This is a genomic window from Crenalkalicoccus roseus (assembly GCF_004761865.1).
GTDB classification, from domain to species: Bacteria; Pseudomonadota; Alphaproteobacteria; order Acetobacterales; family Acetobacteraceae; genus Crenalkalicoccus; species Crenalkalicoccus roseus.
This window is the reverse complement of sequence record NZ_SJDM01000005.1, coordinates 91,817-115,555: the sequence shown is the minus strand read 5'-3', so window position 1 is coordinate 115,555 and position 23,739 is coordinate 91,817. Positions and strand designations below refer to the sequence as shown.

General features: G+C 73.3%; 19 protein-coding genes and 1 tRNA gene. 12 read left to right on the top strand and 8 right to left on the bottom strand.

Annotation, left to right across the window (positions count from 1 at the left end):
* Positions 1 to 66: 66 nt before the first annotated feature.
* Positions 67 to 864: an enoyl-CoA hydratase/isomerase family protein gene (locus tag ET526_RS06700; RefSeq protein WP_135466909.1), complete on the bottom strand. Its 798-nt coding sequence runs from the start codon at positions 862 to 864 to the stop codon at positions 67 to 69.
* A gap of 141 nt (positions 865 to 1,005) precedes the next feature.
* On the opposite strand from ET526_RS06700, the gene ET526_RS06695 reads away from it, so the two are divergent.
* Genes ET526_RS06695 through ET526_RS06680 form a run of 4 tightly spaced genes read left to right on the top strand, consistent with a single transcriptional unit; the run spans position 1,006 to position 6,537 of the window.
* On the top strand, positions 1,006 to 2,460 hold the full coding sequence (locus ET526_RS06695; RefSeq protein ID WP_135466908.1) for an N-acyl-D-amino-acid deacylase family protein: 1,455 nt from the start codon (positions 1,006 to 1,008) through the stop codon (positions 2,458 to 2,460).
* Between the two features lie 23 nt (positions 2,461 to 2,483).
* Positions 2,484 to 4,124 carry a thiamine pyrophosphate-binding protein gene (locus tag ET526_RS06690; RefSeq protein WP_135466907.1) on the top strand — a complete coding sequence of 547 codons (1,641 nt, stop codon included), beginning with the start codon at positions 2,484 to 2,486 and terminating at the stop codon, positions 4,122 to 4,124.
* Between the two features lie 57 nt (positions 4,125 to 4,181).
* Positions 4,182 to 5,354, top strand: a complete 1,173-nt coding sequence (locus tag ET526_RS06685; protein WP_135466906.1) for an acyl-CoA dehydrogenase family protein — start codon at positions 4,182 to 4,184, stop codon at positions 5,352 to 5,354.
* 55 nt (positions 5,355 to 5,409) lie between these two features.
* Positions 5,410 to 6,537, top strand: a complete 1,128-nt coding sequence (locus ET526_RS06680) for a CaiB/BaiF CoA transferase family protein (RefSeq protein ID WP_135466905.1) — start codon at positions 5,410 to 5,412, stop codon at positions 6,535 to 6,537.
* Positions 6,538 to 6,876: 339 nt separating this feature from the next.
* On the opposite strand, the gene ET526_RS06675 is transcribed toward ET526_RS06680, so the two are convergent.
* Complete coding sequence (locus ET526_RS06675; protein WP_240048294.1) at positions 6,877 to 7,764, bottom strand: N-formylglutamate amidohydrolase; 888 nt, start codon at positions 7,762 to 7,764, stop codon at positions 6,877 to 6,879.
* Positions 7,765 to 7,907: 143 nt separating this feature from the next.
* Between ET526_RS06675 and ET526_RS06670 the strand changes: the two genes are divergently transcribed.
* The 4 genes from ET526_RS06670 to ET526_RS06655 all read left to right on the top strand — a co-directional run bounded on the left by ET526_RS06670 (position 7,908) and on the right by ET526_RS06655 (position 11,020).
* Positions 7,908 to 7,982, top strand: a tRNA-Val gene (locus ET526_RS06670).
* Between the two features lie 219 nt (positions 7,983 to 8,201).
* The gene (dctP, locus tag ET526_RS06665) at positions 8,202 to 9,197 is read left to right on the top strand and encodes a TRAP transporter substrate-binding protein DctP (RefSeq protein ID WP_135466903.1); all 996 of its coding nucleotides are present in this window, start codon (positions 8,202 to 8,204) and stop codon (positions 9,195 to 9,197) included.
* Positions 9,194 to 9,733 carry a TRAP transporter small permease gene (locus ET526_RS06660; RefSeq protein ID WP_135466902.1) on the top strand — a complete coding sequence of 180 codons (540 nt, stop codon included), beginning with the start codon at positions 9,194 to 9,196 and terminating at the stop codon, positions 9,731 to 9,733. The genes dctP and ET526_RS06660 overlap by 4 nt, the downstream gene beginning before the upstream one ends.
* Positions 9,734 to 9,739: 6 nt before the next feature.
* Entirely contained in the window at positions 9,740 to 11,020 is a 1,281-nt protein-coding gene (locus ET526_RS06655; RefSeq protein WP_135466901.1) for a TRAP transporter large permease, read from the top strand.
* Positions 11,021 to 11,063: 43 nt separating this feature from the next.
* Here the strand turns inward: ET526_RS06655 and ET526_RS06650 are convergent, their stop codons facing one another.
* The 4 genes from ET526_RS06650 to ET526_RS21670 form a co-directional block, all read right to left on the bottom strand.
* Positions 11,064 to 12,212 carry a thiolase C-terminal domain-containing protein gene (locus ET526_RS06650; RefSeq protein ID WP_204623522.1) on the bottom strand — a complete coding sequence of 383 codons (1,149 nt, stop codon included), beginning with the start codon at positions 12,210 to 12,212 and terminating at the stop codon, positions 11,064 to 11,066.
* Positions 12,212 to 12,628: a Zn-ribbon domain-containing OB-fold protein gene (locus tag ET526_RS06645; RefSeq protein ID WP_135466900.1), complete on the bottom strand. Its 417-nt coding sequence runs from the start codon at positions 12,626 to 12,628 to the stop codon at positions 12,212 to 12,214. Before ET526_RS06645 ends, ET526_RS06650 begins: the two co-directional genes overlap by 1 nt.
* Before the next feature lie 78 nt (positions 12,629 to 12,706).
* Complete coding sequence (locus ET526_RS06640) at positions 12,707 to 13,582, bottom strand: MBL fold metallo-hydrolase (RefSeq protein ID WP_135466899.1); 876 nt, start codon at positions 13,580 to 13,582, stop codon at positions 12,707 to 12,709.
* Between the two features lie 75 nt (positions 13,583 to 13,657).
* Positions 13,658 to 15,970: a methyl-accepting chemotaxis protein gene (locus tag ET526_RS21670; protein WP_135466898.1), complete on the bottom strand. Its 2,313-nt coding sequence runs from the start codon at positions 15,968 to 15,970 to the stop codon at positions 13,658 to 13,660.
* 136 nt (positions 15,971 to 16,106) lie between these two features.
* Between ET526_RS21670 and ET526_RS06630 the strand changes: the two genes are divergently transcribed.
* From ET526_RS06630 to ET526_RS06615, 4 genes are all read left to right on the top strand, one after another.
* Positions 16,107 to 16,757, top strand: a complete 651-nt coding sequence (locus ET526_RS06630) for a flavin reductase family protein (RefSeq protein ID WP_135466897.1) — start codon at positions 16,107 to 16,109, stop codon at positions 16,755 to 16,757.
* 76 nt (positions 16,758 to 16,833) lie between these two features.
* A complete protein-coding gene (locus ET526_RS06625) occupies positions 16,834 to 18,504 on the top strand; it encodes an ABC transporter permease (RefSeq protein WP_135466896.1) in 1,671 nt (556 codons plus the stop codon).
* A gap of 117 nt (positions 18,505 to 18,621) precedes the next feature.
* Positions 18,622 to 20,907, top strand: a complete 2,286-nt coding sequence (locus ET526_RS06620; RefSeq protein WP_204623521.1) for a penicillin acylase family protein — start codon at positions 18,622 to 18,624, stop codon at positions 20,905 to 20,907.
* On the top strand, positions 20,907 to 22,418 hold the full coding sequence (locus ET526_RS06615; protein WP_135466895.1) for a GH3 family domain-containing protein: 1,512 nt from the start codon (positions 20,907 to 20,909) through the stop codon (positions 22,416 to 22,418). Before ET526_RS06620 ends, ET526_RS06615 begins: the two co-directional genes overlap by 1 nt.
* 2 nt (positions 22,419 to 22,420) lie before the next feature.
* On the opposite strand, the gene ET526_RS06610 is transcribed toward ET526_RS06615, so the two are convergent.
* Both ET526_RS06610 and msrP read right to left on the bottom strand, forming a co-directional pair.
* On the bottom strand, positions 22,421 to 22,684 hold the full coding sequence (locus ET526_RS06610; protein WP_135466894.1) for a hypothetical protein: 264 nt from the start codon (positions 22,682 to 22,684) through the stop codon (positions 22,421 to 22,423).
* A gap of 10 nt (positions 22,685 to 22,694) precedes the next feature.
* On the bottom strand, positions 22,695 to 23,639 hold the full coding sequence (msrP, locus tag ET526_RS06605) for a protein-methionine-sulfoxide reductase catalytic subunit MsrP (protein WP_135466893.1): 945 nt from the start codon (positions 23,637 to 23,639) through the stop codon (positions 22,695 to 22,697).
* Positions 23,640 to 23,739 lie beyond the last annotated feature (100 nt).

Genomic DNA, 23,739 nt, shown 5'->3' with positions numbered 1-23,739 from the left:
CGTTCCTCCCCTCTCCATCCGGCCGATGCTCCCTCCGCCAGGCCGGGCTGGCAAGCGGGGGAGGGGCTACCCGGCGGCCCAGCGCGGCCGGCGCCGCTCGCGGAATGCCGCGATACCCTCCGCCGCCTCGGCGCTGGTGGCGGTGCGGGCGAAGGCGTCGGCGGCCGCCGCGGCGTAGCCCTCCGGCGCCACCGGACCGAGGGCGGCGAGCAGCCCCTTGGTTTCCGCGAGCGCGCCGGGGGCACCCTCCAGCACCGCGGCGACGGTCGCCGCCACCTGCGCCTGCAGCGCCGCCGCGTCCGGCAGCACGCCGTGCACCAGGCCGATGCGCCCCGCCTCGGCGGCGTCGATCACGTTGGCCTCCAGCACCAGCCGCGTCGCCGCAGTGCGGCCGACGCGGCGGGCGAGCCAGGGCAGGATCTGCGCCGGAACCAGGCCGCGCCGCACCTCCGGCGCGCAGAAGCGCGCATCGGCGGCGGCGAAGGCGATATCGGCGGCGCAGCAGAAGCCGAGGCCGCCGGCATGGCACGCCCCCTGCACCGCCGCGATCACCACCTGCGGCAGCGCGGAGATCCCGGCGAAGCGCGCGCCGATGCGGCGGTTGCGCTCCTGCTGCCGGGCAAGGCGCTGCGCCGGCGCCTCGTCGCTGGCGACCTCGGTGAGATCGAGCCCGGCGCAGAAATGCCCGCCGGCGCCGGAGACGACCAGCACCCGCGCCTCCCGGTCCTCGCGCAGCGCGCCGAGCAGCGCGTCCCAGGCCTCGCCCATGGCGAGGCTGAGCGCATTGCGCCGCTCCGGCCGGTTCATGACGGCGTGGACCACCGCACCCTCGCGGCGGACCAGCAGCGGCGGCTCCTCGGCCATGCCCTTCCCTCCCGATGCGACGGCCACGATGCGGCGCCCGGGCGCGGCGGGCAAGCGCCGGGCCGGCCTGGACGGCGGGCGGGGCGGCGGGCATGGTCCCACCCTCCGCCCCTCTGGCGCATCGAGCCCGGAACACCGCCCATGGCCCTCCGCTGCGACCTCATCATCCGCGACGCCACCCTGTTCGACGGCACCGGCGCGCCGCGCACCACAGGGGATGTCGGCGTCACCGGCGACCGCATCGTGGCGGTGGGCGACCTCGGCGACGCCACGGCCGACCGCGAGGTGATCGCCACCGGCAAGGCGCTCGCCCCCGGCTTCATCGACGCCCACACCCATGATGACCGCGCCGTGCTCTGCGGGCCGGACTGCCTTGCCTGCAAGTCGAGCCAGGGCGTCACCACCGTCGTCGTCGGCAATTGCGGCATCAGCCTGGCGCCGGCGCGCCTCGCCAGGCGCCCGGTGCCGCCCCTCGACCTGCTGGGCGAGGAGAGCTGGTGGCGGTTCGGCAGCTTCGGCGAGTATGCCCGGGCGCTGGAGAAGGCGCCGCCGGCGGTCAACACCTACGCGCTGTGCGGCCACCAGACGCTGCGCGTGGACGCCATGGGCGACGACCTCTACCGCCCGGCGAGGGACGGCGAGATCGAGCGGATGCGCAGGAAGCTCGCCGAGGCGCTGGCCGAGGGCGCCTCCGGCTTCTCCACCGGCCTCTACTACAAGCCCAACATGCACGCGACGACCGAGGAGGTGATCGCGGTCGGGGAGGCGCTGCGCGCCGCGGGCGGCCTCTACGTGACGCACATGCGCGACGAGGCCGACCGCGTCTGCGCCTCGATCGAGGAGACGCTGACGATCGGCAGGCGCCTCGGCGTGCCGGTGCACATCAGCCACCACAAATGCTCGATGCCGGAGAATTACGGCCGCTCGGTGCAGACCCTGGCGCTGATCGGGGCGGCGGCGACCATGCAGGAGGTCGCCTTCGACATGTATCCCTACCCCGCCGGCTCCACCGTGCTGATGCCGGACCGGCTGCGCGAGGAATGCCGCGTCATCGTCACCTGGTCGGTGCCGCACCCGGAGATGGCCGGCAAGGACCTCGCCGAGGTGGCGCGCGGCTGGAACACCGACCTGCGCACCGCCGCCGAGCGGCTCTGTCCCGCTGGCGCCATCACCTTCCAGATGGACGAGGAGGATGTGCGCCGGATCATGGCGCACCCGCTCTCCGTCATCGGCTCGGACGGCATCCCGCACGATGCGCATCCGCATCCGCGGCTCTGGGGCACCTTCCCGCGCGTGCTCGGCCTCTATGTGCGCCAGCTCGGCCTGCTCGACCTCGAGACCGCCATCCACAAGATGACCGGCCGCACCGCCGCGCTGTTCGGCATGGTGGACCGCGGCGTGCTGCGCCCCGGCGCCTATGCCGATCTGGTGCTGTTCGACCCGCACCGTGTTATCGACCGAGCCACCTTCGAGCAGCCCACCCTGACCGCCGAGGGCATCGAGCAGGTCTGGACCAACGGCGTGCCCACCTGGGTCGCCGGCAGGGGGCTGACCGGGGAACGCCCGGGCCGCCTGATCCGCCGCCACCGCCCCTGAACGCGCCGGAGGAACGAGACGGGATGCCGACCGCCGCCGAACGCCTGATCGGCTTCCTCGCCGCGCAAGGCGTGGACCGCGCCTTCTGCGTGCCGGGGGAGAGCTACATCGCCCTGCTCGACGCGCTGCACGCCCATCCGCGCCTCGACCTCGTCACCTGCCGCGCCGAGGGCGGGGCCGGCTTCATGGCGGTAGCGGACGCCAAGCTGACCGGGCGGCCCGGCGTGGTCCTGGTCTCCCGTGGCCCCGGCGCCTGCAACGCCGCGATCGCCGTGCACACCGCCGAGCAGGATGCGGTGCCGCTGATCCTGCTGGTCGGCCAGGTGGAGCGGCGCGACCTGCGCCGCAACGCCTTCCAGGAGATCGACTACCAGTCCATGTTCCGCGGCATCGCCAAGTGGATCGGCGAGGCGACGGAGCCCGACCAGGTGCCGGAACTCATCGCCCGCGCCTGGGCGATGGCGATGGGCGGGGTGCCCGGCCCGGTCGTGCTCTCCCTGCCGGAGGACGTGCTGGCGATGCCCTGCCAGGCCGCGCCGCCGCCGGCGACCCTGCCCTGCCCCGCCGCCCCCGCCCCGGCCGAGGCGGCGCGCCTCGCCGCCCTGCTGCGGCAGGCGGAGCGGCCGATCCTGCTCGCCGGCCACGGCCTCGACACGCCCGGCCACCCCGGGGCGGAGGGCCGCGCGGCGCTGCGCCGCTTCGCCGAGGCCTGGTCGCTGCCGGTCGCCGTCTCCTTCCGCCGGCAGGATCTGTTCCCCAACGACCATCCGCTCTACGCAGGCGATCTCGGTCTGCGCAACCCGGACGCGCAGCGTACGGCCTTCGCACGGGCCGACCTCGTCCTCGCCCTCGGCACCCGGCTGACCGACATCACCACGCAGGGCTGGACCTGGCCCGCACCCGGGCAGCGCCTCGTGCATGTCTGCGCCGATCCGCGCTTCCTCGGCTGGCACTTCCCGGCCGAGCTCGCCCTCCCCGCGGATGCCGGGGCCATCATCGCCGCCCTCGCCGCCGAGGCGCCGGGCTGCCCGGCCGGGCGGCAGGGCTGGATCCGCGAGCTGCGGGCGCTGCACCTCGCCGATTGCGAGGTGGCGCCGGCCGACCACCCGGACGGCGTCGCCTTCGCCGAGGTGGCGAAGCTCGTCGAGCGCGCCGCGGCGGCGGACGCGATCGTCACGCTGGACGCCGGCACCTTCGGCGCCCCCTTCTACCGCAAGGTGGCCTGGCGCGCCGGGCAGCGCCTGCTCGCCCCGATCTCCGGCGCCATGGGCTTCGGCGTGCCGGCCGCGGTCGCCGCCGCGCTGCGCTGCCCGGGGCGACAGGTGATCTGCGCCGTGGGGGATGGCGGGGCGCTGATGACGGGGGGCGAGCTCGCCGTCGCCGTGGCGCGCGGCGCGCCGGTGAAGCTGCTGCTTTCCGACAATGGCAGCTACGCCAGCATCCGCATCCACCAGGAGCGGGCGCATCCCGGCCGCGTCTCCGGCACCAGCCTGGAAAACCCGGATTTCGCGCAATGGTGCGCCGCCTTCCGCGTTCCGGTGCTGGCGGTGGAGAGCCGCGCCGACCTCCCGGCGCTGGAGGCGGCGCTGCGTGCCCCGGGCCCGCTGGCGGCCGTGATCCGCACCTCGCTGCGGGCGGTCCTGCCCCGGAGCGGCGCGGGCTGAGGCGCCTTGCCAGCCGGTGCCCCGCATCCTATCCCGGGGAGCCGAGAGGAACGCGCCATGGACCAGCCGCTCACCGCCGCCGATGCTCGCCACAAGGAGATCCGCGAGGAGGTGCGCAAGCTCTGCGCCCGCTTTCCCGGCGAGTACTGGCGCCAGCTCGACCGCGAGCGCGGCTACCCGACCGAGTTCGTGCAGGCGCTGACCGAGGCCGGCTATCTCGGCGCGCTGATCCCTGAGGAATACGGCGGCGCCGGCCTGCCGCTCTCCGCCGCCGCGGCGATCCTCGAGGAGATCCACCACAGCGGCTGCAACGCCGCCGCCTGCCACGCCCAGATGTACATCATGGGCACCATCCTGCGCCACGGCAACGAGGAGCAGAAGCGGCGCTACCTGCCGAAGATCGCCACTGGCGAGCTGCGCCTGCAGGCCTTCGGCGTGACCGAGCCGACCAGCGGCACCGACACCACCGCGCTCCGCACCTTCGCCCGGCGCGAGGGCGACCGCTATGTCGTCAACGGCCAGAAGATCTGGACCAGCCGCGCCGAACATTCCGACCTGATGCTGCTGCTCGCGCGTACCACGCCGCGCGACCAGGTGAAGAAGCGCACCGAGGGGCTCTCCACCTTCATCCTGGACATGCGGCAGGCGAAGGGGCGCGGCCTCACCATCCGCCCGATCCGCACCATGATGAACCACAACACCACCGAGGTCTTCTTCGACAATGTCGAGGTGCCGGCCGAGAACCTGGTGGGCGAGGAGGGCAAGGGCTTCCGCTACATCCTCGACGGCATGAACGCGGAGCGGCTGCTGATCGCCAGCGAATCCCTCGGCGACGCCAAGTGGTTCATCGAGAAGGCGGTAGCCTACTCGAAGGAGCGCGTGCTGTTCGGCCGTCCGATCGGCCAGAACCAGGGCGTGCAGTTCCCGATCGCCCGCGCCTATGCCCAGATGCGTGCCGCCGAGGCGCTGGTGCAGAAGGGGCTGCGGAAATTCGAGGCCGGCCAGCCCTGCGGCGAGGAGGCGAACATGGGCAAGATGCTCGCCGCCGACGCCGCCTGGGCGGCGGCCGAGGCCTGCATCCAGACCTTCGGCGGCTTCGGCTTCGCCGAGGAGTACGATGTGGAGCGCAAATACCGCGAGGCACGGCTCTACCAGGTGGCGCCGATCAGCACCAATCTGGTGCTGAGCTACATCGGGGAGCACGTGCTCGGCATGCCGCGGAGCTACTGAGCCATGCGAGCGCAGCGCGGCCTTGCGCAGGGTGAAGCGGGGAGGAGGAGCTGACATGGCGTCGCGTCCGCTGGAGGGCCTGCTCGTCGTCTCGATGGAGCAGGCGGTGGCCGCTCCCTACTGCGCCTCGCGCCTCGCCGATGCCGGCGCGCGCGTCATCAAGATCGAGCGGCCGGAAGGGGATTTCGCCCGCGCCTACGATGCGGTGGCGCGCGGCCAGTCCAGCTACTTCGTCTGGCTGAACCGCGGCAAGGAGAGCGTCGTCCTCGACATCAAGAAGGAGGAGGACAAGGCGCTGCTCGCACGCCTGATCGCGAAGGCCGACGTCTTCATCCAGAACCTCGCCCCGGGCGCCATGGCGCGCGCCGGCTTCGGCTCGGCCGAGCTGCGCGCGAGGCATCCCCGCCTCATCACCGTGGACATCTCCGGCTACGGCGAGGAGGGGGAGTATGCCGGGATGAAGGCCTATGACCTGCTGGTGCAGGCGGAGAGCGGCCTCGCCTTCATCACCGGGCGGCCGGAGGGGCCGGGGCGCGTCGGCGTTTCCGCCTGCGACATCGCCTGCGGCATGCACGCCCATGCCGCGGTGCTGGAGGCGCTGATCGAGCGCGGTCTCACCGGGCGCGGCAAGGGCATCGCCGTCTCGCTGTTCGACGGCATGGCGGACTGGATGACGGTGCCGCTGCTGCAATACGAGGGCACGGGCAGGAACCCGCCGCGCATCGGCCTTGCCCACCCCTCCATCTGCCCCTACGGCGCCTTCGAGACCAGGGACGGGCAGCTCGTGCTCATCGCCATCCAGAACGAGCGGGAATGGGCCACCTTCTGCGCCCACTTTCTCGACGAGCCCGACCTGCCGCAGAGGGAGGGGTTCCGCGTCAACAACGAGCGCGTGGCGAACCGGCCGATGGTGGACGCGCACATCGCGCGCATGTTCGCCAGCCTGACGCGCGAGGAATGCGCCGCCAAGCTGCGCCGCGCCAACACCGCCTACGGCTTCGTCAACGATTGCGAGGGGCTGCGCACCCACCCCGCGCTGCGGCGCGTCACGGTGGAGACGCCGGAAGGTCCGGTGGCGATCGGCGCGCCCCCGGCGCGGCTCTCGGACGGGGCGCGGATGCTCGGCCCGGTGCCCGCGCTCGGCGCGCATACGGAGAAGGTGCGGGCCGAATTCGCGGCCTGAATGCGGCGCGGAGCCGCTTGCGGCCGGCTGGCGTGCAGGAGCCCGCTCGGGCCAGGGAGACGATCTGCGCCCTTGGGCAAGGGAAGCGGTCGGGCGGCCGCTTCGCCCTGTTTGGTATCGGCGCCCCTCAAGCCTTTGGGACGACGAAGCTCTTTCCCGTTCAGCTCAGGCGCATGTGAACCGCGGCAAAATGCTGCGCCGCGAAAATTCCTCTTGCAAGGCAGGCTCCACCCTCCTAGATTGTGCACCGCAGCAGCACGGCGATCCCGGGCTGCCTGCCTTTCTTGGACGTTTCCTCCCTAAACTCGGCGGTGCCGCAAGGCACCGCCGCTTTTTTCGTCAGCGCAGGAAGGACCAGTCGGTCCCGGCCAGGATCTCCACCAGCCGGGTCAGGTCCCGCCGCAGCGCCGCCATGCGCGGCAGCCGCTCGATCCGGGCCTCGTCCATGTAGAGGGTCCTGGCGATCTCGATCTGCAGCGCGTGCACCCCTTCTCGCGGACGGCCGTAATGGCGGGTGACGTAGCCGCCCGCATAGGGATCGTTGCGCCGCACGCGGTAGCCGAGATCCTGCAGCGCCTCCTCCATCAGCCGGGTCGCGCGCGGCGCACAGGCGGTGCCATGCGCGTCGCCCAGCACGACATCGGGCGGGCTGGCTGCCTGGACGGGGTGGGTGGGCATGGAGTGGCAGTCCACCAGCAGGCAGCAGCCGAAGCGGGACCTGGTTTCGGCGATCAGTGCCGCCAGGGCGGCATGGTAGGGCTGCCAGTAGCGGCGGATCCGCTCCTCGGCCTCGGCGAAGCTGAGCTTGCGGCGATAGACCGCCTCTCCCGTCGCCACCACTCGAGCGATGGTGCCGAGGCCGGCGCAGACACGCGGGCTTGCGGTGTTCACGAAGGAGGGCAACGGCCCGTCGAACATGCCCGGGTCGAGCTCCCAGGGCTCGCGGTTCACGTCGCAGAAGACGCGCGGGAAGGTGGCGGCCAGCAGCGGCGCGCCATGCGCCGGGGCGGCGGCGAACAGTTCCTCCACGAAACTGTCCTCGCTGCGCCGCAGCGCCAGAGGGTCGAGCCGTGCCGCGGCCACGAAGGAGGGGGGGTAGACGCGACCCGAATGGGGCGAGGCGAAGACCAGCGGCACCGTCTGCCGCTCGGGCCGGCTCAGCAGGTAGGGCGCCTCGGCCGCGCCCGAACCCGATCCGGCCGGCGTTCCGGCGATGTCGAGAGGCATGTCCATCGGAGGGTGCATAAGGCCACAGCCGGCCGCCGCTGTCATCCGCCTGTGGCGCGGGGGCGATGGATCGGTCGCTCCATAAGGGCGGAGTCGGAGCTTGCCTCGGGCCGCGGCGACGGGTAGTAACCGCTGCCGCCGGCGGGCGATTAGCTCAGCGGGAGAGCGTCCCCCTGACACGGGGAAGGTCAGTGGTTCAATCCCACTATCGCCCACCACCATTCATCTCACAAATCAACGACTTAGGCGGGGCGTCGCGGTTCGCCAAGGGGCCGCGCGAAGCCGCAACGATCGGCCCCGGCCCGTGCGGTCCCCAGCCCGCCCGGCGCGCATCAGGTCCGCCATCCGCCGCGCCTCGGGCCGACGCACCTCCGGGCGTTGACCTGGGACCGCTGAAGCGGCATCAGCCCAACGACAATTCCGCCGGAGGAACCGCCATGCATCGCCGCGCGCTGCTTGCCGCCGCCCTTGCCAGCCCGCTCGCTGCCCCCGCCCTCGCTCGCGCCCAGCAGGCCGTGGTGATGCGCCTCTCCCACCAATTTCCGCCGAGCCACCACAACGCCCGCATCATCGCCGCCTTCGCCGAGGAGGTGAGGCAGCGCTCCGGCGGCGGCGTCGAGGTGCAGGTCTTCCCGGCCGAGCAGCTTGCCCGCGCCGGCGAGAATTTCCCCGGCGTCGCCCGCGGCGCCTTCGAGGCGGCGGCGGCGGTGAACTTCCAGTGGGGCACCACCCTGCCCGAGATGAACGCCGTCACTATCCCCTATCAGTTCACCGAGCTTGAGAAGATCCGCAAATTCCCCGGCAGCGAGGCGGCCCGCTTCCTGGAGGGGCTGCTGGAGCGGCGCGCTGTGCGCAACCTGATGTGGCTCTACACCTCGCGCCAGGCGATCTTCACCTCGAACCGCCGGCCCATCGTCTCGACCGCCGATTTCCGCGGGCTGAAGGTGCGCGGCCTCAACCCGCTCACCGACCACGCGCTGACCGCGGTCGGCGCCGCGGCGGTGGCGATGCCGGGGCCGGAGGTGCCGCAGGCGCTGCAGTCGGGCGTGCTGGACGCCGGGCTGACCGATCTCTCCGCCGCCGTCTCCCGCCGCTTCTACGAGTTCCAGCGTTTCGGCACGGTGGCCCCCTACTTCTCCGTCATCAGCCATGTCTATGTGAACCCGCGCTGGTGGAACGGGCTGCGGCCGGAGCAGCGCGAGGCGATCGAGGCCGCAGCGCGCAAGGCGGAGCAGGACCAGATCCCGCTCACCGAGGAGACCGCGGCCGCCGCGCTGGAGGAGCTGCGCGCCCGCGGCATGACGCTGCACCTGCAGACGCCGGAGGAGACCGAGGCGTGGCGCGCCGCCATGCAGCCGCCGGTGGTCGAGGCCTTCCTGCGCCAAGCGCCGGAAGGCGGGCGGCGGGTGCTCGACCTGCTGCAGGCGCTGTGACGCTCCTCGACCGCCTGGCCTGGGCAGTCTCGCGCGCCGGTGCCCTGCTCTCCTCGGCGGCGACGCTGCTCTGCCTGGTGCTGATCTGCGTCACCGTCGCGGCGCGCTACCTGCTCGGCATGCCGATCGGTTGGGCCGACAAGGTGGCGAGCTGGCTTGTGGTGGCGCTGGTGCTGCTCGGCGCGCCGGAGGCGCAGCGCCGCTTCGAGCATATCGGGGTGGACGTGGCGGTGGCGCGCGCCGGCCCCCGCCTCGCGCGCCTGATCCGTCTGGTCGGCGCGCTGGCGGTGGCGGCGGTGGCCGCCATCCTGCTCGCCGCCGGAATCGAGACGGTGCAGTTCAGCCGCATGGTCGGGCTGATGACCGACGTCGAGGGCGTGCCGGAATGGTGGATCCAGTCTCTGCTGCCGATCGGCGGCGCCCTGCTGCTGGTGGTGGCGCTGGCGCAGGTGGCCTCCCTGGCCCTCGGGCGCGACCCGCCGCACCTGCCGCGGCCCGGCGCCGGCACGCCGCATGACCCGCTGGCCCGCGAATAGTCGCCGATGACCTTCCTTCTCCTCCTCCTCGCCCTGATCGCCCTGCTCTACCTGGGCGTGCCGATGTTCGCGGCGCTGTTCCTGCTGCCGCTCGCCGTGCTGTACGTGGTCGAGGGTGGTGTGCCGGCGCTCGGCGAGATCGTCATCGGCAAGCTGAACGGCTACCTGCTGGTGGCGATTCCGCTGTTCCTGCTGATGGCGCATGTCATGGTGCGCGGACGGGTGGTGGACGACCTCTACGGCGCCGCCTTCGCGCTGCTGCGCCGGGTGCGGGGCGGGGTCGGCATCGCCACCGTCGCCGCCTCCACCATCTTCGCCGCGATCAGCGGCTCCTCCGTCGCCACGGCGCTGACGGTGGGCAAGATCGCGATCCCGCAGATGCTCCGCTACGGCATGTCGCGCCGCGGCGCCTTCGGGGTGGTGGCGGCGGGCGGCACGCTCGGCATCCTGATCCCGCCCTCGGCGCCGATGGTGCTCTACGCCTATGTCACCGAGACCTCGGTGGCGGCGCTGTTCCTCGCCGGGGTGGTGCCGGGGCTGATGATGGCGGCGATGTTCGCCGCCTGGTGCTTCCTCACCGAGGGGCGCGCCAAGGCCCCGCCGGACGATCCGCCGCCGGCGCGCATCGGCACCGCGCTGCGCCGCTCCCTGTGGTCGCTCTCGCTGCCGGTCTTCGTGCTCGGGGGCATCTATTTCGGCGTCTTCACCGCCACCGAGGCGGCGGGCACCGGCACGCTCTACGCCATCGTCATCGCAGCGCTGGTCTACCGCGCCCTGACGCTGAAGGACTTCCTGGAGGGGGTGAGCGAGGCGGCGCGCACCGCGGCGATGCTGCTGATGATCATCGCCGGCGCCGCGGTCTACGGCTACATGATCACCAAGCTGCGCGTGCCGCAGGAGCTGGTGGGCCTGGTCGCCGATTGGGGCCTCTCCCAGACCGAATTCCTGATCTGCATGATGCTGCTGCTGTTCCTGCTCGGTCTGGTGCTGGAGAGCTTCTCCATCATCCTGCTCACCATGCCGGCCATCCTGCCGGTGCTGGCGGCGCTCGACATCGACAAGGTGTGGTACGGGGTGCTGCTGACGCTGGCGCTGGAGATGGCGCTGATCACCCCGCCCGTGGCGCTGAACCTCGTGGTGATCAAGGCCATCACCGGCGCCCCGCTGATGGAGGTGAGCCGCAGCGTCCTGCCCTACATGCTGATGCTCGCCCTCGGCACCGCGCTGCTGATCGCCTTCCCCGGCATCGCGCTCTGGCTGCCGCGCCAGGCGGGGTACGGGCTTTAGGACAAGGCGCCCCGCCCGCCGCGGCGCGGGCGGGGCGGTTCCGTCACGGCCGCTCGTTGCCGAAGACGATGGTGCCCGAGGCGGAGAACATGCCGCCCACGCCGTGGCAGACGCTGATCTTCGCCCCCGGCACCTGCGCCGGCGCCGTGCCGCGCATCTGCCGCACGCTCTCCTGCAGGGCGAACATGCCGTACATGCCGGTGTGGGTGTAGGACAGGCCGCCGCCATTGGTGTTCAGCGGCAGCTTGCCGCCCGGGCGCGTATTGCCTTCCCGGATGAAGGCCGCCGCCTCGCCCGGCCTGCAGAAGCCGAGATCCTCCAGGCCGTAGAGCGGCAGGTGGGCGAAGGCGTCGTAGATCATCAGGTGATCCACGTCCGAGTGCCTGATCCCGGCCGCCTGGATGGCGGTCGGCCCGGCGACGCGGAAGGCGCGGGAGGAGGTGAAGTCCTGCATCTGCGAGACCATGGTGGTCTCCACGCTCTCGCCGGTGCCGAGGATGTAGACCGGCCTGGTCGGGAAGTCCTTGGCCCGGTCGGCGCTGGTCAGGATCAGCGCGCCGCCGCCGTCGGTCACCAGGCAGCACTGCAGGATGCGGAACGGGTAGGCGATCATCCGGCTGTTTAGCACGTCCTCGACCGTGATCGGGTCGCGGTACATGGCGCGCGGGTTCTTCGCCGCCCATTCGCGCTGCACCACCGAGACCATCGCCAGGTCCTCGTGCGTCACGCCGTAGGTCTTCATGTAGCGCAGCACGGGGATGGGGAAGAGCGTGGGCGGGCCCATGGGGCCGAAGGGCGCCTCGAACTGGCCGTTCAGGCTCTCCGGCTCCGGCGGGCGCGGCGTGGCGTTGATGCGCGAGCGGCCGCTCTCGCCATGGGTGATGAGGACGGTGCTGCAGTAGCCGGCGTGGATGGCGGCGGCGGCGTGCCGGACATGCAGCATGAAGGAGCAGCCGCCCACCCCGGTGCCGTCCACCCATTTCGGGGTGATGCCGAGATAGTGCGCGATCTGCTGCGGCATCATCGGGCCGACGCAGGCCACGCCGTCGATGTCACCGGGCTTGAGCCCGGCATCCTGCATGGCGTTCAGCGCCGCGTCCGCATGCAGCATGATCTGCGACATCTCGGGCACGACGCCGATCTTGGTCGATTCGGCGGCGCCGACGACCGCGATCTCACCGGGCTTCAGCATCACGCGCCCTCCTTGGCCGGGCGGAACAGGGGCAGGGTGATCTCCTCGTCCATCGGGACGAAGGCCACCTCGAGCTTCATGTCGAGCTGCAGCGCCTCCGGCGTCTGCTCACAGTCGATGATGTTGGTCATCATCCGCGGGCCTTCCTCGAGCTGCACCACGGCGATCGCGTAGGGCGGCGTGAAACCCGGCACCGGGCGATGGTGGATGACGTAGCTGTAGAGGGTGGCGCGCCCGCTCGCCTCGAACACGCTGACGTTGCGCGAGCCGGTGTAGGGGCTGAAGGGACGGGGCGGGAAATACGCCCTGCCGGTGTCGTTGCAGCGCTGCAGCAGCAGCTTGCCCTGCCTGCAGCCGTCCCAGAAATGCTTCGTCTCCGGGGTCGGCTTGGGCTTGGCCCGGCCGGGTTCGAGCATGCGCGCGTCCTCCTCGCTGTGGCTGGTGCGCGCGCAGCCTGCCACGCATCGGCCCGGCCGGCGAGAGGGGCGGGGCGCCTACATGGTGGGCGACCATGCCTCCGGCAGAAGCGCGTAGCCCTCTCCGCGCCGCAGGAGGCGCAGGAAGCCGGGGAAATGCATGTGCATCCCGGCGACCGCGAGCCGTTCCGCCGCCACCATGTCGAAGGTGCGGCGCCTTGTCGCCTCGGCCTGCGCCGGGTCCACGTCGAAGGCCATGGTCACCTCCGGCCGCGGTACCTGGATCTCGGGGACATGTATGATGTCGCCCCAGATCAGCAGGCTCTCCCCGCCGGAGGCGATGAGATAGCCGGTATGGCCCGGCGTGTGGCCGGGAAGCGGCATGGCGGTCACGCCCGGGAACACCTCGCCGCCCTCGAACAGGCGCAGCCGGTCGCGGTAGGGCGCGACCTGGCTGCGCGCCGCCTGGAAATTGCGCTCGCGCGAGGTCGCGTCCGCCCTCGCCATCGCCGCGTCGTCGTGCCAGTGCGCCCATTCGCGCGCGTGCATCGCCAGCTCTGCCCTCGGGAAGAGGCGGTTGCCAGCATCGTCCGACAGGCCGTTGGAGTGGTCGGGGTGCAGGTGCGTCTGCAGCACCGTGTCCACCTCCTCCGGGCGCACGCCCGCCGCCGCCAGATTCTCCGGCATGCGACCGACGGTCGGTCCCATGGCGGTGCCGCTGCCGGTATCCACCAGGGCGAGGCGCCCCGCGCTGTGGATCAGGAAGGTGTTGACCGCGGTGCGCCGCGGCACGGGGCGGAAGGCCTCGCGCAGCAGCCGCTCGGCCTCCTCCTGGGCGATGTTCTGGATCACCGCCATGGACCCGTCCAGATAGCCGTCGGAGATCGCCGTAACGACGATCTCCCCCACCCGCCGGTGGTACACGCCGGGCACTTGCCGTGTCGGCACCGCCATCCTTTCCTCCCCTTGCCGGGCCGCCGGCAGGGTAGAGGCCGGGCGGGAGCCTGTGTAGCCCGCCCGGCCCGGCGGTCAGGCCCGGCGGATGCCGGCCAGGAACTCCCCGGTGCGCTCGCGCAGCATCCCCGCCCGTGTCGTGAGGTCGTTGGCGGCGCCGAGCATGGAGGCGGAGGCCTCGCCGGTGTCGCGCGCGGCGCGGCGGACATCCTCGATCCGCTGTGCCGCCGCCGTGGTGCCGGCCGCGACCTGGGCGGCACTGCGCGCGATCTCCTGGGTGGCCGAGCCCTGCTCCTCCACCGCGGCGGCGATGGCGGTGGTCACCTCGTTCAGCCGCTCGATGGTGGCGCCGATGGAGCGGAGCGCGGTCACCGCCTGCTCGGTCGTTGCCTGGATCGCGCCGATCTGGGCGCTGATCTCCTCGGTGGCCTTCGCCGTCTGGCCGGCCAGGGTCTTCACCTCCCCCGCCACCACGGCGAAGCCCTTGCCCGCCTCCCCGGCGCGTGCCGCCTCGATGGTGGCGTTGAGGGCGAGCAGGTTCGTCTGCCCGGCGATGTCGCCGATCAGCCGCACCACGTCGCCGATCCGCTGCGCCGCCTGGGCGAGGCCCTGCACGGTGGCGTCGGTCGCCCGCGCCTCCTCGGCGGCGGCGCGCGCCACGGAGGCCCCCTCCGCCACCTGGCGGGTGATCTCCGAGACGCTCGCCGCCAGCTCCTCGGCGCTCGCGGCCACGGCCTGCACCTCGGCGCCGGCCCGCTGGCTCACCTCCGCCACCGCATCGGCCTCGCGGCCGGAGGTCTCGGCGGCGCCCGCCACGGCCTGGGCAACGGACTGCATCTGCCCGGCCGCGGCGGCGACCGCCTCCACCACCCCGCCGACATCCGCCTCGAAGCTGTCGGCGAGGCGCGCCTGGGCGGTGGCCAGCGTCCAGACCGCCATCGGCCCGACATAGCCTCCGGCCGCGTCGCGGATGGCGGAGACGGAGAGCTCCACCACCTCCTCGCCCAGCCGGAAGCGCGTCTTGAAGGGCAGGCGGTCGGGGTCGGCGAGGATCGCCCGCTGCTCCGCCGGGTCGCGGTGGAAGATGTCCATGGAACGGCCCTCCACCTCCTCCGCCCGGCAAGGCAGCACGGATTCGACGCGGGAGAGGATCGCCCGCATCGCCGGGTTGAGGTAGGTGATGGTGAAGTCGCGGTTCGGATCGGCGGTCATCACCCCGGCGGGGAGCTGCTCGATCATCTGCTGCTGGGCGAAGGCCCGCTGCACCGTGCCGCGCAGCGTCTCCAGCGCCCTGGCAATCCGGCCGATCTCGTCGCCGCGCGCCTGGTCCGGAACCGCCATCCCCGCGTCGCCGGAGGCGATCTGCGCGATGGCGGTCTGCAGTCGGTTCAGCGGCCGGGTAATGGCGCGCGACGTCGCCCAGCCGGAGAGGAGGAGGAGCAGCGCCACCGCCCCGCCGGTCCACATCACGGCGTCCACCGAAGCCGCCTGCAGCGCGCCGGCCCGGGCGCTCTCGCGCTGCACGGCGATGGCGGCCTCCCGCTGGATGATGGACAGCGCCTCGGTCAGGTGCTGCCACTGCGGCTCGATCGCCTCGATGCGGATCTGCACCGTCCTCGCCTGGAGGTCGGCGAGCTCGGCGGAGACCGTGGCCAGCTCCTCGGCAGCGCCGCGCAGCCGGTTGAACTCTCCGGCCATGCGGTCGCCCACCTGGGTCAGCAGGGCCCGGAAATGCACGTTCTGTTGTGCCGCCGCCTGGCGCAGGCGGCGGGCCTGCGCCTCCTCGGCAGTGGCGAGGAAGCGCTGGATGGCGGTGCGCCCGTCATTGACCGCGGCGTGGAAGGCCATCATGCGGTGGCGCGCATCCTCGCGCATGTGCTCGGGCAGGTCGAATTCGATGTTGGCGCTGACCGCCTCGAAGGCCTGGTCGTACTGCGCCATCAGCGGGAAGAGGCGGCCGTCCCGCAGCGTGATGAGGCTGCGCCGGGCCTCGGCGAGCTGCCCGGCGGCGGCGAGCCAGGCCTGCTGCGCCTCCACGGCGCGGCCGAGATCGGCACGCATCGCCTCCGGCGCCTTCTCCAGGAGGGCGTCGAGGCCGCGCCGCGCCTCGGCCACCGCCCCCTGCATCGCCTGCAGCGGCCGGTCCGCCTCCTCCGCCGTCTGGGCCAGCAGCACGTCGCGCAGCAGGCTCTGCGCCTCGGCCATGTGGCGCGCGACCTCGATCGAGATGCGGCGCATGGCGAGCGCGCGCACCTCCTCGTTCCGGGCCTCTTGCGCCTGGTCCATGTTCCAGCGCACCAGGGCCACGAGGACGCAGAGCATCAGCACGGCGGCGGCGGCGCTCAGCGCCAGCTTCCATCCGACGGACAGGTTACGCAGCAGGGTCATCCGGCAATCCTCCTGTCGCGAGCCATAGCCGGAGGGGGTTAACGCCCAGCCAACGCCCCCTCGACAGCGCCTGCCGTCCGCGCCAGGGTCCCCGCCCACGCCGCGCCCGCCGGCCGGCCCGCGACAGGAGCGCCCCATGCTGTTCGACTTCGAGAAGATCGGCCCGCAGAACGCCTACAAGCTCGTGGTGTCCACCGTGGTGCCGCGCCCCATCGCCTGGGTGGTGACCCAGGACGCGGCCGGGCTGGTGAACGTGGCGCCCTATTCCTTCTTCAACGCCTTCTCCGACGACCCGGTGGTGATCGGCATCGGCTGCGGCCCGCGGCCCGAGGGCGCGGCCAAGGACACGCTGGCGAATATCCGCGCCACCGGCCAGTTCGTGGTCAACCTGGTGCCCTTCGAGCATGTGCAGCGGATGAACGTCACCGCCGTCGAGTTCACGCCCGAGGTGGACGAGATGGCGGAGGCCGGCCTCACCCCCCTCCCCTCCGCCCGGGTGACGCCACCGCGCATCGCGGAAAGCCCGGTGGCGCTGGAGTGCGAGACCTTCCAGCTCGTCCCCGCCGGGCGGCACACCATCGTCCTCGGCCGGGTGCTGGCGGCGCATGTCCGCGACGATTGCGTGCTCGACGCCGGGAAATGCTACGTGGACACGCCGCGGCTCGGCCTGGTCGGGCGGATGCACGGGCGCGGCTGGTACGTCCGCACCACCGACCGCTTCGAGGTGCCGCGCATGAGCCCGGCGGAGTGGGAAGCGCGCAAGGTCGCGGACAGGGCGGCGGAATAGGACCGCCAGGGAAGGGGCGGCCCCTTCCCGCGCCGGCTCCACCCGTGTAAACGGGCTATTGAGAAGCATTCGCAAGATGTCCGGCGCCACCACCTTCCTGCCGGTCCGGGCCGCCCAGGCCGCCCGGCGCCGGCGCCCCTCCCTCTGGCCGCTGCTCTCCCTGGTGGTGGCGCTGCTGATCGCCTCGCCCCTGCTGGCGGTGCTGGTCACGGCCCTGGTTCCGGTCGGCGACGCCTGGCGCCACATCCTCGCCACCACCCTGCCGGAGATGCTGCGCAACTCCGTGCTGCTCGCGGCCATGGTCGGGGCGATCACCGCCTCGGCCGGTGCCCTCGCCGCCTGGCTCGTCACCGCCTTCCGCTTCCCGTTCCGCCCGGTGCTCGAGGTCGCGCTGCTGCTGCCGCTGGCCATGCCGGCCTATGTCTGCGGCTACGCCTACACCTGGCTGCTCGATGTCGCGGGGCCGGTGCAGACGCTGCTCCGCGACCTCACCGGCCTGCGTTGGGGGCAGTACTGGTTCCCCGAGATCCGCAGCCTGCCCGGCGCGGCGCTGGTGCTCGGGATGGTGCTCTATCCCTATGTGTACCTGCTCTGCCGCGCCGCCTTCCTGCAGCAGAGCGTCTGCCTGCTCGAGGCCTCCCGCACCCTCGGCCATTCGCTCTCGCGCTGCTTCCTCCGCCTCGCCCTGCCGATGGCGCGTCCGGCCATCGCCGGCGGGGTCGCGCTGGCGCTGATGGAGACGCTGGCCGATTTCGGCACCGTCCAGCATTTCGCGGTCCCCACCTTCACCACCGGCATCTACGAGGCCTGGTTCGGCCTCGGCGACCGCGGCGCGGCCAGCCAGCTCGCCGCCTGCCTGATGGGGCTGGTCGCGGTGCTGCTGGCCCTGGAACACGCCTCGCGCGGCGGGCGGCGCTTCCATCCCACCACCATGCGCACCCCGCCGCTGCGCCCGGTGCCGCTCACAGGCTGGCGGGCCTGGCTCGCGCTGCTCGCCTGTGCCATGCCGGTCGTGCTCGGCTTCCTCGTACCGGCCGGCACGCTGCTCGTGCTGATGCTGCAGGTGGGCGACCCGCTGGCACCCGGCCGCTTCCTGCCCTTCGCCCGCAACAGCCTGGTGCTGTCCGGCATCACCGCCGCCGCCGCCGTGCTGATCGCGGCGCTGATCGCCTGGGCGGCGCGGCTCCACCCCTCGGCGCCGCAGCGTCTCGCCGTGCGGGTCGCCGGGCTCGGCTACGCCATTCCGGGCTCCGTCATCGCCGTCGGCACGCTGGTGCCGCTCGCCCTGTTCGACAACGCGCTCGACGCCTGGATGCGCGCGCGCTTCGGCGTCTCCACGGGGCTGCTGCTCTCGGGCGGCATCGCGGCCCTGGTCTTCGCCTACCTGGTGCGCTTCCTCGCCGTCGCGCTCTCCTCGGTGGAATCGGGCCTGGCGCGGCTGCGGCCGAGCCTCCGGGACGCGGCGCGCGTGCTCGGCCAGCGGCCCGGCGGCGCGGTGCTGCGGGTGGAACTCCCCCTGGCGCGGCCCAGCCTGCTCACCGCCTTCATCCTGGTCTTCGTGGACACGATGAAGGAGCTGCCGGCGACCCTGATCGTCCGCCCCTTCGATTTCGATACGCTCGCCGTCCGGGTCTACAACCTCGCCGCCGACGAGCGCCTGGCCGAGGCCAGCACGGCGGCGCTGCTCATCGTGCTGGTGGGGCTGCTGCCGGTGCTGGCCCTGACCCGGGCGATGCGCCGGGACTGACGCAGCCGTGAGGCGCTCCGGCTCCGCCCAGCGGCACCTGCGGCGGGGACGGGCGTTGCGCGCGGGGCATCGCCGCCGGCACGGCCGGGGCGGCGCGACGGAGCGGGAAGCGGGAGCGTGCGGGCGCGGAGCAGGGGCAGGAGGCAGGGTGTCGGAATCGCGGGCGGGGCGGCGCTGCTGCTGGCGCTGGCCGCGCTGCTGCCGGGCTGCGCCGCACTCAGCCCCCGCCCGGTCGGCATCGAGCAGCGCCTCGCCGCCCTGCCGCGGGAGGGGCTGGCGCTGCAGCGGCCCGTCACCATCCGCTGGAACGACCATCTCGTCCCCTGGATCGAGGCCGAGACCGACGCCGATCTCGCCTTCGCCCTCGGCCTCGTGCACGGGCATCTGCGCGGGGCGCAGATCGCCCTCCTGCGCATGGTGGCGCGCGGGCGCCTTTCGGAGATCGCGGGCCCCCTGGCGCGGGACATAGACCATGCCCTCCGCATCCTCGATTTCGGCCGCGCCGCGCCCGCGGTGGAAGCGGCCTGGCCGCCGGAGACGCGGGAATTCGTCGCCGCCTTCCTCGCCGGGCTGAACCACGCGACGCTCCGGAGCGGCCGGCCGCCGCCCGAATTCGCCCTGCTCGGCCTTTCCCCCGAGCCCTACACGGCGGCGGACATGCTGGCGATCGGCCGGCTGGCCGGGCTCGACATCAACTGGCTGGCGCTGTTCTCGCTGCTGCGCGACCGCGGCGATCCCGGCTTCGCCACCCTCTGGCAGCGGGTGCTGGAGGCCGGCGCCGGCCTGGCCGAGCCCGAGGCGACCCCGCTCGGCGCCATCCTCTCCGGCAGCGCGCGCGGCGGCAGCAACACGGTGGCGGTCGCCCCCTGGCGCAGCGAGAGCGGGGCGGCGCTCTTCGCCTCGGACCCGCATCTCGGTCTCTCCCTGCCCAATCTCTGGCTGATCGCCGGCATGCGCAGCCCCTCCTGGCACCTGGTCGGGCTGATGGTGCCCGGGCTGCCGATCATCGGGATCGGGCGCAACCCGGACCTCGCCTGGGGCGGGACCAACCTGCGCGCCGCCTCCTCCGACCTGTTCGACGTCTCCCGCCTGCCGCCCGAACAGGTGGAGGAGCGGGAGGAGGTGATCCGCCAGCGCCTGTGGTTCGGCGCCCGGCGCCGCGTGCGGGTGACGCCGTTCGGCCCGGTGGTGACCGACGCCGCCCTCGTCCCCTCCCGGCCCGGAGAGGCGATCGCGCTGCGCTGGATCGGCCACGAGCCGACCGACGAGGTCACCGCCCTGCTGCGCGCCGCGCGCGCCCGCAGCGCCGCCGAGTTCCGCAAGAGCTTCGCCGGCTTCGGCGTCTCGCCCCAGAACATGCTCTACGCCGACCGCGCGGGGCGGATCGGCCGGCTGGTCGCGGCGACCCTGCCTGCCCGCACCGGCTTCCCGGCGGAGGATCCGGTGCTGGACGCGGCCGATCCCGCCGCCGCGGCCCCCTGGCGGCGCCTGTGGGATTCGCGCGACCTGCCATGGCTCGAGGATCCGCCCGAGGGCGTGCTCGCCTCGGCCAACGAGAACCCTGCCACCTGGACGGAGGCGCCGCCGCCGATCGGCTGGTTCTTCTCCGACGGCGACCGGCTGGAACGGCTGCGCGCCCTGCTGCTCGCCAGGCCCCGCCTCTCCGCCGCCGACCTTACGGCGCTGCAGGCCGACACGCGCGCGCCCAAGGCGGCGGCGCTGGCGGAGGGGCTGCTCGCCCGGCTCGACGCCCTGCCGGGCGGCCCGCCCGAGCCGGCGATGCTGGCGCGGCTGCGCGGCTGGGACGGCGACTACGCGGCGGAAAGCGAGGCGGCGCTGGTGTTCGAGCTGCTCCTCGGCCACCTCGTGCCGCTGCTGCTGCCGGAGGGGCGCGGCGGGCGCGGACCGGAGACGGGCTGGAACTTCATCACCACCTTCCTGCTGCGCGACCTCGACGCCCTGCCGCCCGCGCGGCGGGAGGCGGTGCTGCGCCAGGCGGTGGCGGAGGCGGCGCCGCTCGCCGCGCGCCACCGCGACTGGGGCGAGGTGCACCGGCTGCGCGCCGCGCACTGGCTGGTGAACCTGCCCCTGCTCGGCCGCCGCTTCGTCTTCGGCGACTGGCCGGTCGGCGGCTCCCGCGAGACACCGATGAAGACCGGGCACGGGCTGGTCGGCGGCCGGCACGAGGTCACCTTCGGCTCCATGGCCCGCCACGTCTCCGACCTCGCCGACCCCGACGCCAACTGGTTCGTGCTGTTCGGCGGCCAGGACGGCTGGCTCGGCAGCGCCGCCTTCGCCGACCAGGTGGCGCTGTGGCGGGAGCGGCGGGCCATCCGCATGCCGCTCCGGCCGGAGACGGTGGCGGCCGAGTTCCCCCGTGTGACGGTGCTGCGCCCCCGCTGATGCGCCCCCCGCCCTTCGACGCCACGCCGCTGCTGCGCGTCTTCGCCGTGCGGCGCCTCGCCCGGCTCCGTCGGCTCGACCCGGCGGAGGCGCAGCGCCGGCTGCTGCTCTCTCTGCTGCGCCGCGCCGCACGCACGCGCTTCGGCCGCGCCCACGGCTTCGAGCGGCTGCGCAGCGTCGGGGAGTTCCAGGCGGCGGTGCCGCTGCGGCGCTACGAGGCGTTCTGGGAGGAATGGTGGCGCCCCGCCTATCCGACGCTGCGCGACGTCACCTGGCCGGGGCTGGTGCCCTATTTCGCCCTCTCCTCCGGCACCACCTCCGGGCGCAACAAGCACATCCCGGTGACGCGGGCGATGGTGCGGGCCAATCGGGGCGCCGCCTTCGACGTGCTGGCCTGGCACCTCGCGCGGCACCCGCGCAGCCGGGTGTTCGGCGGCCTCTCCTTCATGCTCGGCGGCTCGACGGCGCTGGAGCGGGTGGCGCCGGGGGTGCGGCAGGGCGACCTGTCCGGCATCGCCGCCGCCGAGGTGCCGCGCCTGCTCCGCCCCTGGAGCTTCCCGCCGCGCGACCTGGCGCTGATCGCCGACTGGGAGCGCAAGCTTGCCGCGCTGGCCGAGGCGGCGCCGGCGGCGCGCATCCGCGTCCTTTCCGGCACGCCCTCCTGGCTGCTGATGCTGCTGGAGCGCCTCGCGGCGCGGCACGGCCGCCCGCCGCTCCCGGCGCTGGAACTGCTGGTGCATGGCGGCGTCGCCTGGGCGCCCTACCGCGACCGCATCCGCCCCTACCTCCCCCCGGGCTGCGCGACGCGCGAGGTCTATCCCGCGAGCGAGGGCTTCTGCGCCATCGCCGATGCGGACGAGGGCGAGGGGATGCGGCTCACCCTTGACCGCGGCGTGTTCTGGGAATTCGTGCCGGTGGAGACGCTCGGCGCGGCGCGCGCGGTGCGCCACTGGGCGGCGACCATCGAGACCGGGGTGGAGTACGCCGTGGTCGCCACCTCCTGCGCCGGGCTCTGGGCCTATGTTCTGGGCGACACGGTGCGCTTCGTGGGGCGCGCGCCGCCGCGGCTGCTGGTGACCGGCCGCACCTCCTACACCCTCTCGACCTTCGGCGAGCACCTGTCGGGAGAGGAGATCGAGACGGCGCTGCTCGCCGCAGTGGTGGCGGAGGGGAGCATGGTGGCCGAGTACACGGTCGGCCCGGTGCTGGAGGGCGTGCGGGGACGCCACCGCTGGCTGGTCGAGCTGGCCTCCCCCGCCCCCTCGCCCGCCCTGGCGGAGCGCCTGGCGGCGCGGCTGGACGCGGCGCTGTCGGAAACGAACGAGGATTACGAGGTGCACCGCCGCGGCGGCCAGCTCGGCCCGCCCGAGGTCGTGCTGCTGCCGCCCGGAGCCTTCGCCGCCTGGATGCGGGCCGAGGGGAAGCTCGGCGGCCAGCACAAGGTGCCGCGCGTCCTCGCCGATCCCGCGCGCTTCGCCGAGGCGGCGGCGGCGCTCGCGGCGGCGCGGTAGCGTCAGGCCCGCCGGCGGCGCAGCGCCGCGGCCAGCAGGAGCAGCGCCCCGAGCACCGCCGGCACCAGCCAGGACGGCTGCTCCAGCACCGGCAGCAGCACGTCGTCCCACAGCCAGGGCGCGAGGCGGCGCTGGATGCCCGCCTGCGCCATGTTCAGCAGCCCGGGATCGAGGCGGAACAGCGCCGCGCCGAGCGGCTCGCCCCAGCCGAGCCGGAGGCCGAGCCCCGCCGCCAGCGCCAGGAGCAGGAGGCCGGCCAGCCGCATTCCTCCCCGCTCAGGCCCAGAGCCGCTCGTTCTCGAGCCCAGCATAGAGCCCGGCGACGAACTCCCCATAGCCGTTGAAGAGCTGGGTCGGCACCAGCTCGCCGGTGCCGAGCACCCGTTCCGTCGCCTGGCTCCAGCGCGGATGCGGCACGGCGGGGTTCACATTGGCCCAGAAGCCGTATTCGGAGGGCTGCACCGTCTCCCAGAAGCTCTTCGGCCGCTCGGCGACGAGGCTGACGCGCACCAGCGACTTGCCGGCCTTGAAGCCGTACTTCCAGGGCTGGTGGATCCGGATCGGGCCGCCATTCTGCGGCGGCAGCGGCTTGCCGTAGGCGCCGACCACCAGGAAGGAGAGTTCGTGCGCCGCCTCCTCGATGGTGCAGCCCTCGATGTAGGGCCAGGGATACCAGCTCTGCCGCAGGCCCGGCATCACGCCGGGGATCGCCGCCGTCTCGAAGCGGACGTACTTCGCCCCGGATTGCGGGGCCACCCGGTCGAGCAGCGCCGAGAGCGGGAAGCCGGTCCAGGGCACCACCATGGACCAGGCCTCGACGCAGCGCAGGCGATAGACCCGCTCCTCCAGCGGCATCTCGCGCAGCAGGTCCTCGATGCCGAACTCGCGCGGGTGGTCCACCAGCCCGTCCACCTTCACCGTCCAGGGGCGCTGCGGCAGGCGCTGTGCGGCGCGGGCGATGCCCTTGTGGCTGCCGAATTCGTAGAAGTTGTTGTAGCTCGTCACCTCCCGCTCCGGCGTGACGGCGCGGCCGGGCGCGTAGCGCGTGTTGCGCATGGCGGGCGGCAGGGAGAGGGGCTCGGCCGCCCGGGCCGGCCCGGCGATGCCGGTCGCGAGGCCGAGGGCCGTGCCGCCGAGCACGGCGCGGCGCCCGAACACCAGCGCCTCGGGCGTGGCCAGGCGGTCGGGGATCTCCCAGCCGCGCGTGATGCGGATCAGCATGGCGGGCCTCCATCGGGCGGGCGCTGCCCGGCACATGGGGCGGATTGGCCGCCGATCCAGGGCCCGCGCGGGACCGTGCCCTGGCATGGCGATTGCAGCC

Bases quoted from the DNA above. Each gene is read 5' to 3' on its own strand.
- ET526_RS06700 (WP_135466909.1), bottom strand. From the start codon at position 864: ATGGCCGAGGAGCCGCCGCTGCTGGTCCGCCGCGAGGGTGCGGTGGTC.
- ET526_RS06695 (WP_135466908.1), top strand. From the start codon at position 1,006: ATGGCCCTCCGCTGCGACCTCATCATCCGCGACGCCACCCTGTTCGAC.
- ET526_RS06690 (WP_135466907.1), top strand. From the start codon at position 2,484: ATGCCGACCGCCGCCGAACGCCTGATCGGCTTCCTCGCCGCGCAAGGC.
- ET526_RS06685 (WP_135466906.1), top strand. From the start codon at position 4,182: ATGGACCAGCCGCTCACCGCCGCCGATGCTCGCCACAAGGAGATCCGC.
- ET526_RS06680 (WP_135466905.1), top strand. From the start codon at position 5,410: ATGGCGTCGCGTCCGCTGGAGGGCCTGCTCGTCGTCTCGATGGAGCAG.
- ET526_RS06675 (WP_240048294.1), bottom strand. From the start codon at position 7,764: ATGCCTCTCGACATCGCCGGAACGCCGGCCGGATCGGGTTCGGGCGCG.
- dctP (WP_135466903.1), top strand. From the start codon at position 8,202: ATGCATCGCCGCGCGCTGCTTGCCGCCGCCCTTGCCAGCCCGCTCGCT.
- ET526_RS06655 (WP_135466901.1), top strand. From the start codon at position 9,740: ATGACCTTCCTTCTCCTCCTCCTCGCCCTGATCGCCCTGCTCTACCTG.
- ET526_RS06650 (WP_204623522.1), bottom strand. From the start codon at position 12,212: ATGCTGAAGCCCGGTGAGATCGCGGTCGTCGGCGCCGCCGAATCGACC.
- ET526_RS06645 (WP_135466900.1), bottom strand. From the start codon at position 12,628: ATGCTCGAACCCGGCCGGGCCAAGCCCAAGCCGACCCCGGAGACGAAG.
- ET526_RS06640 (WP_135466899.1), bottom strand. From the start codon at position 13,582: ATGGCGGTGCCGACACGGCAAGTGCCCGGCGTGTACCACCGGCGGGTG.
- ET526_RS21670 (WP_135466898.1), bottom strand. From the start codon at position 15,970: ATGACCCTGCTGCGTAACCTGTCCGTCGGATGGAAGCTGGCGCTGAGC.
- ET526_RS06630 (WP_135466897.1), top strand. From the start codon at position 16,107: ATGCTGTTCGACTTCGAGAAGATCGGCCCGCAGAACGCCTACAAGCTC.
- ET526_RS06625 (WP_135466896.1), top strand. From the start codon at position 16,834: ATGTCCGGCGCCACCACCTTCCTGCCGGTCCGGGCCGCCCAGGCCGCC.
- ET526_RS06615 (WP_135466895.1), top strand. From the start codon at position 20,907: ATGCGCCCCCCGCCCTTCGACGCCACGCCGCTGCTGCGCGTCTTCGCC.
- ET526_RS06610 (WP_135466894.1), bottom strand. From the start codon at position 22,684: ATGCGGCTGGCCGGCCTCCTGCTCCTGGCGCTGGCGGCGGGGCTCGGC.
- msrP (WP_135466893.1), bottom strand. From the start codon at position 23,639: ATGCTGATCCGCATCACGCGCGGCTGGGAGATCCCCGACCGCCTGGCC.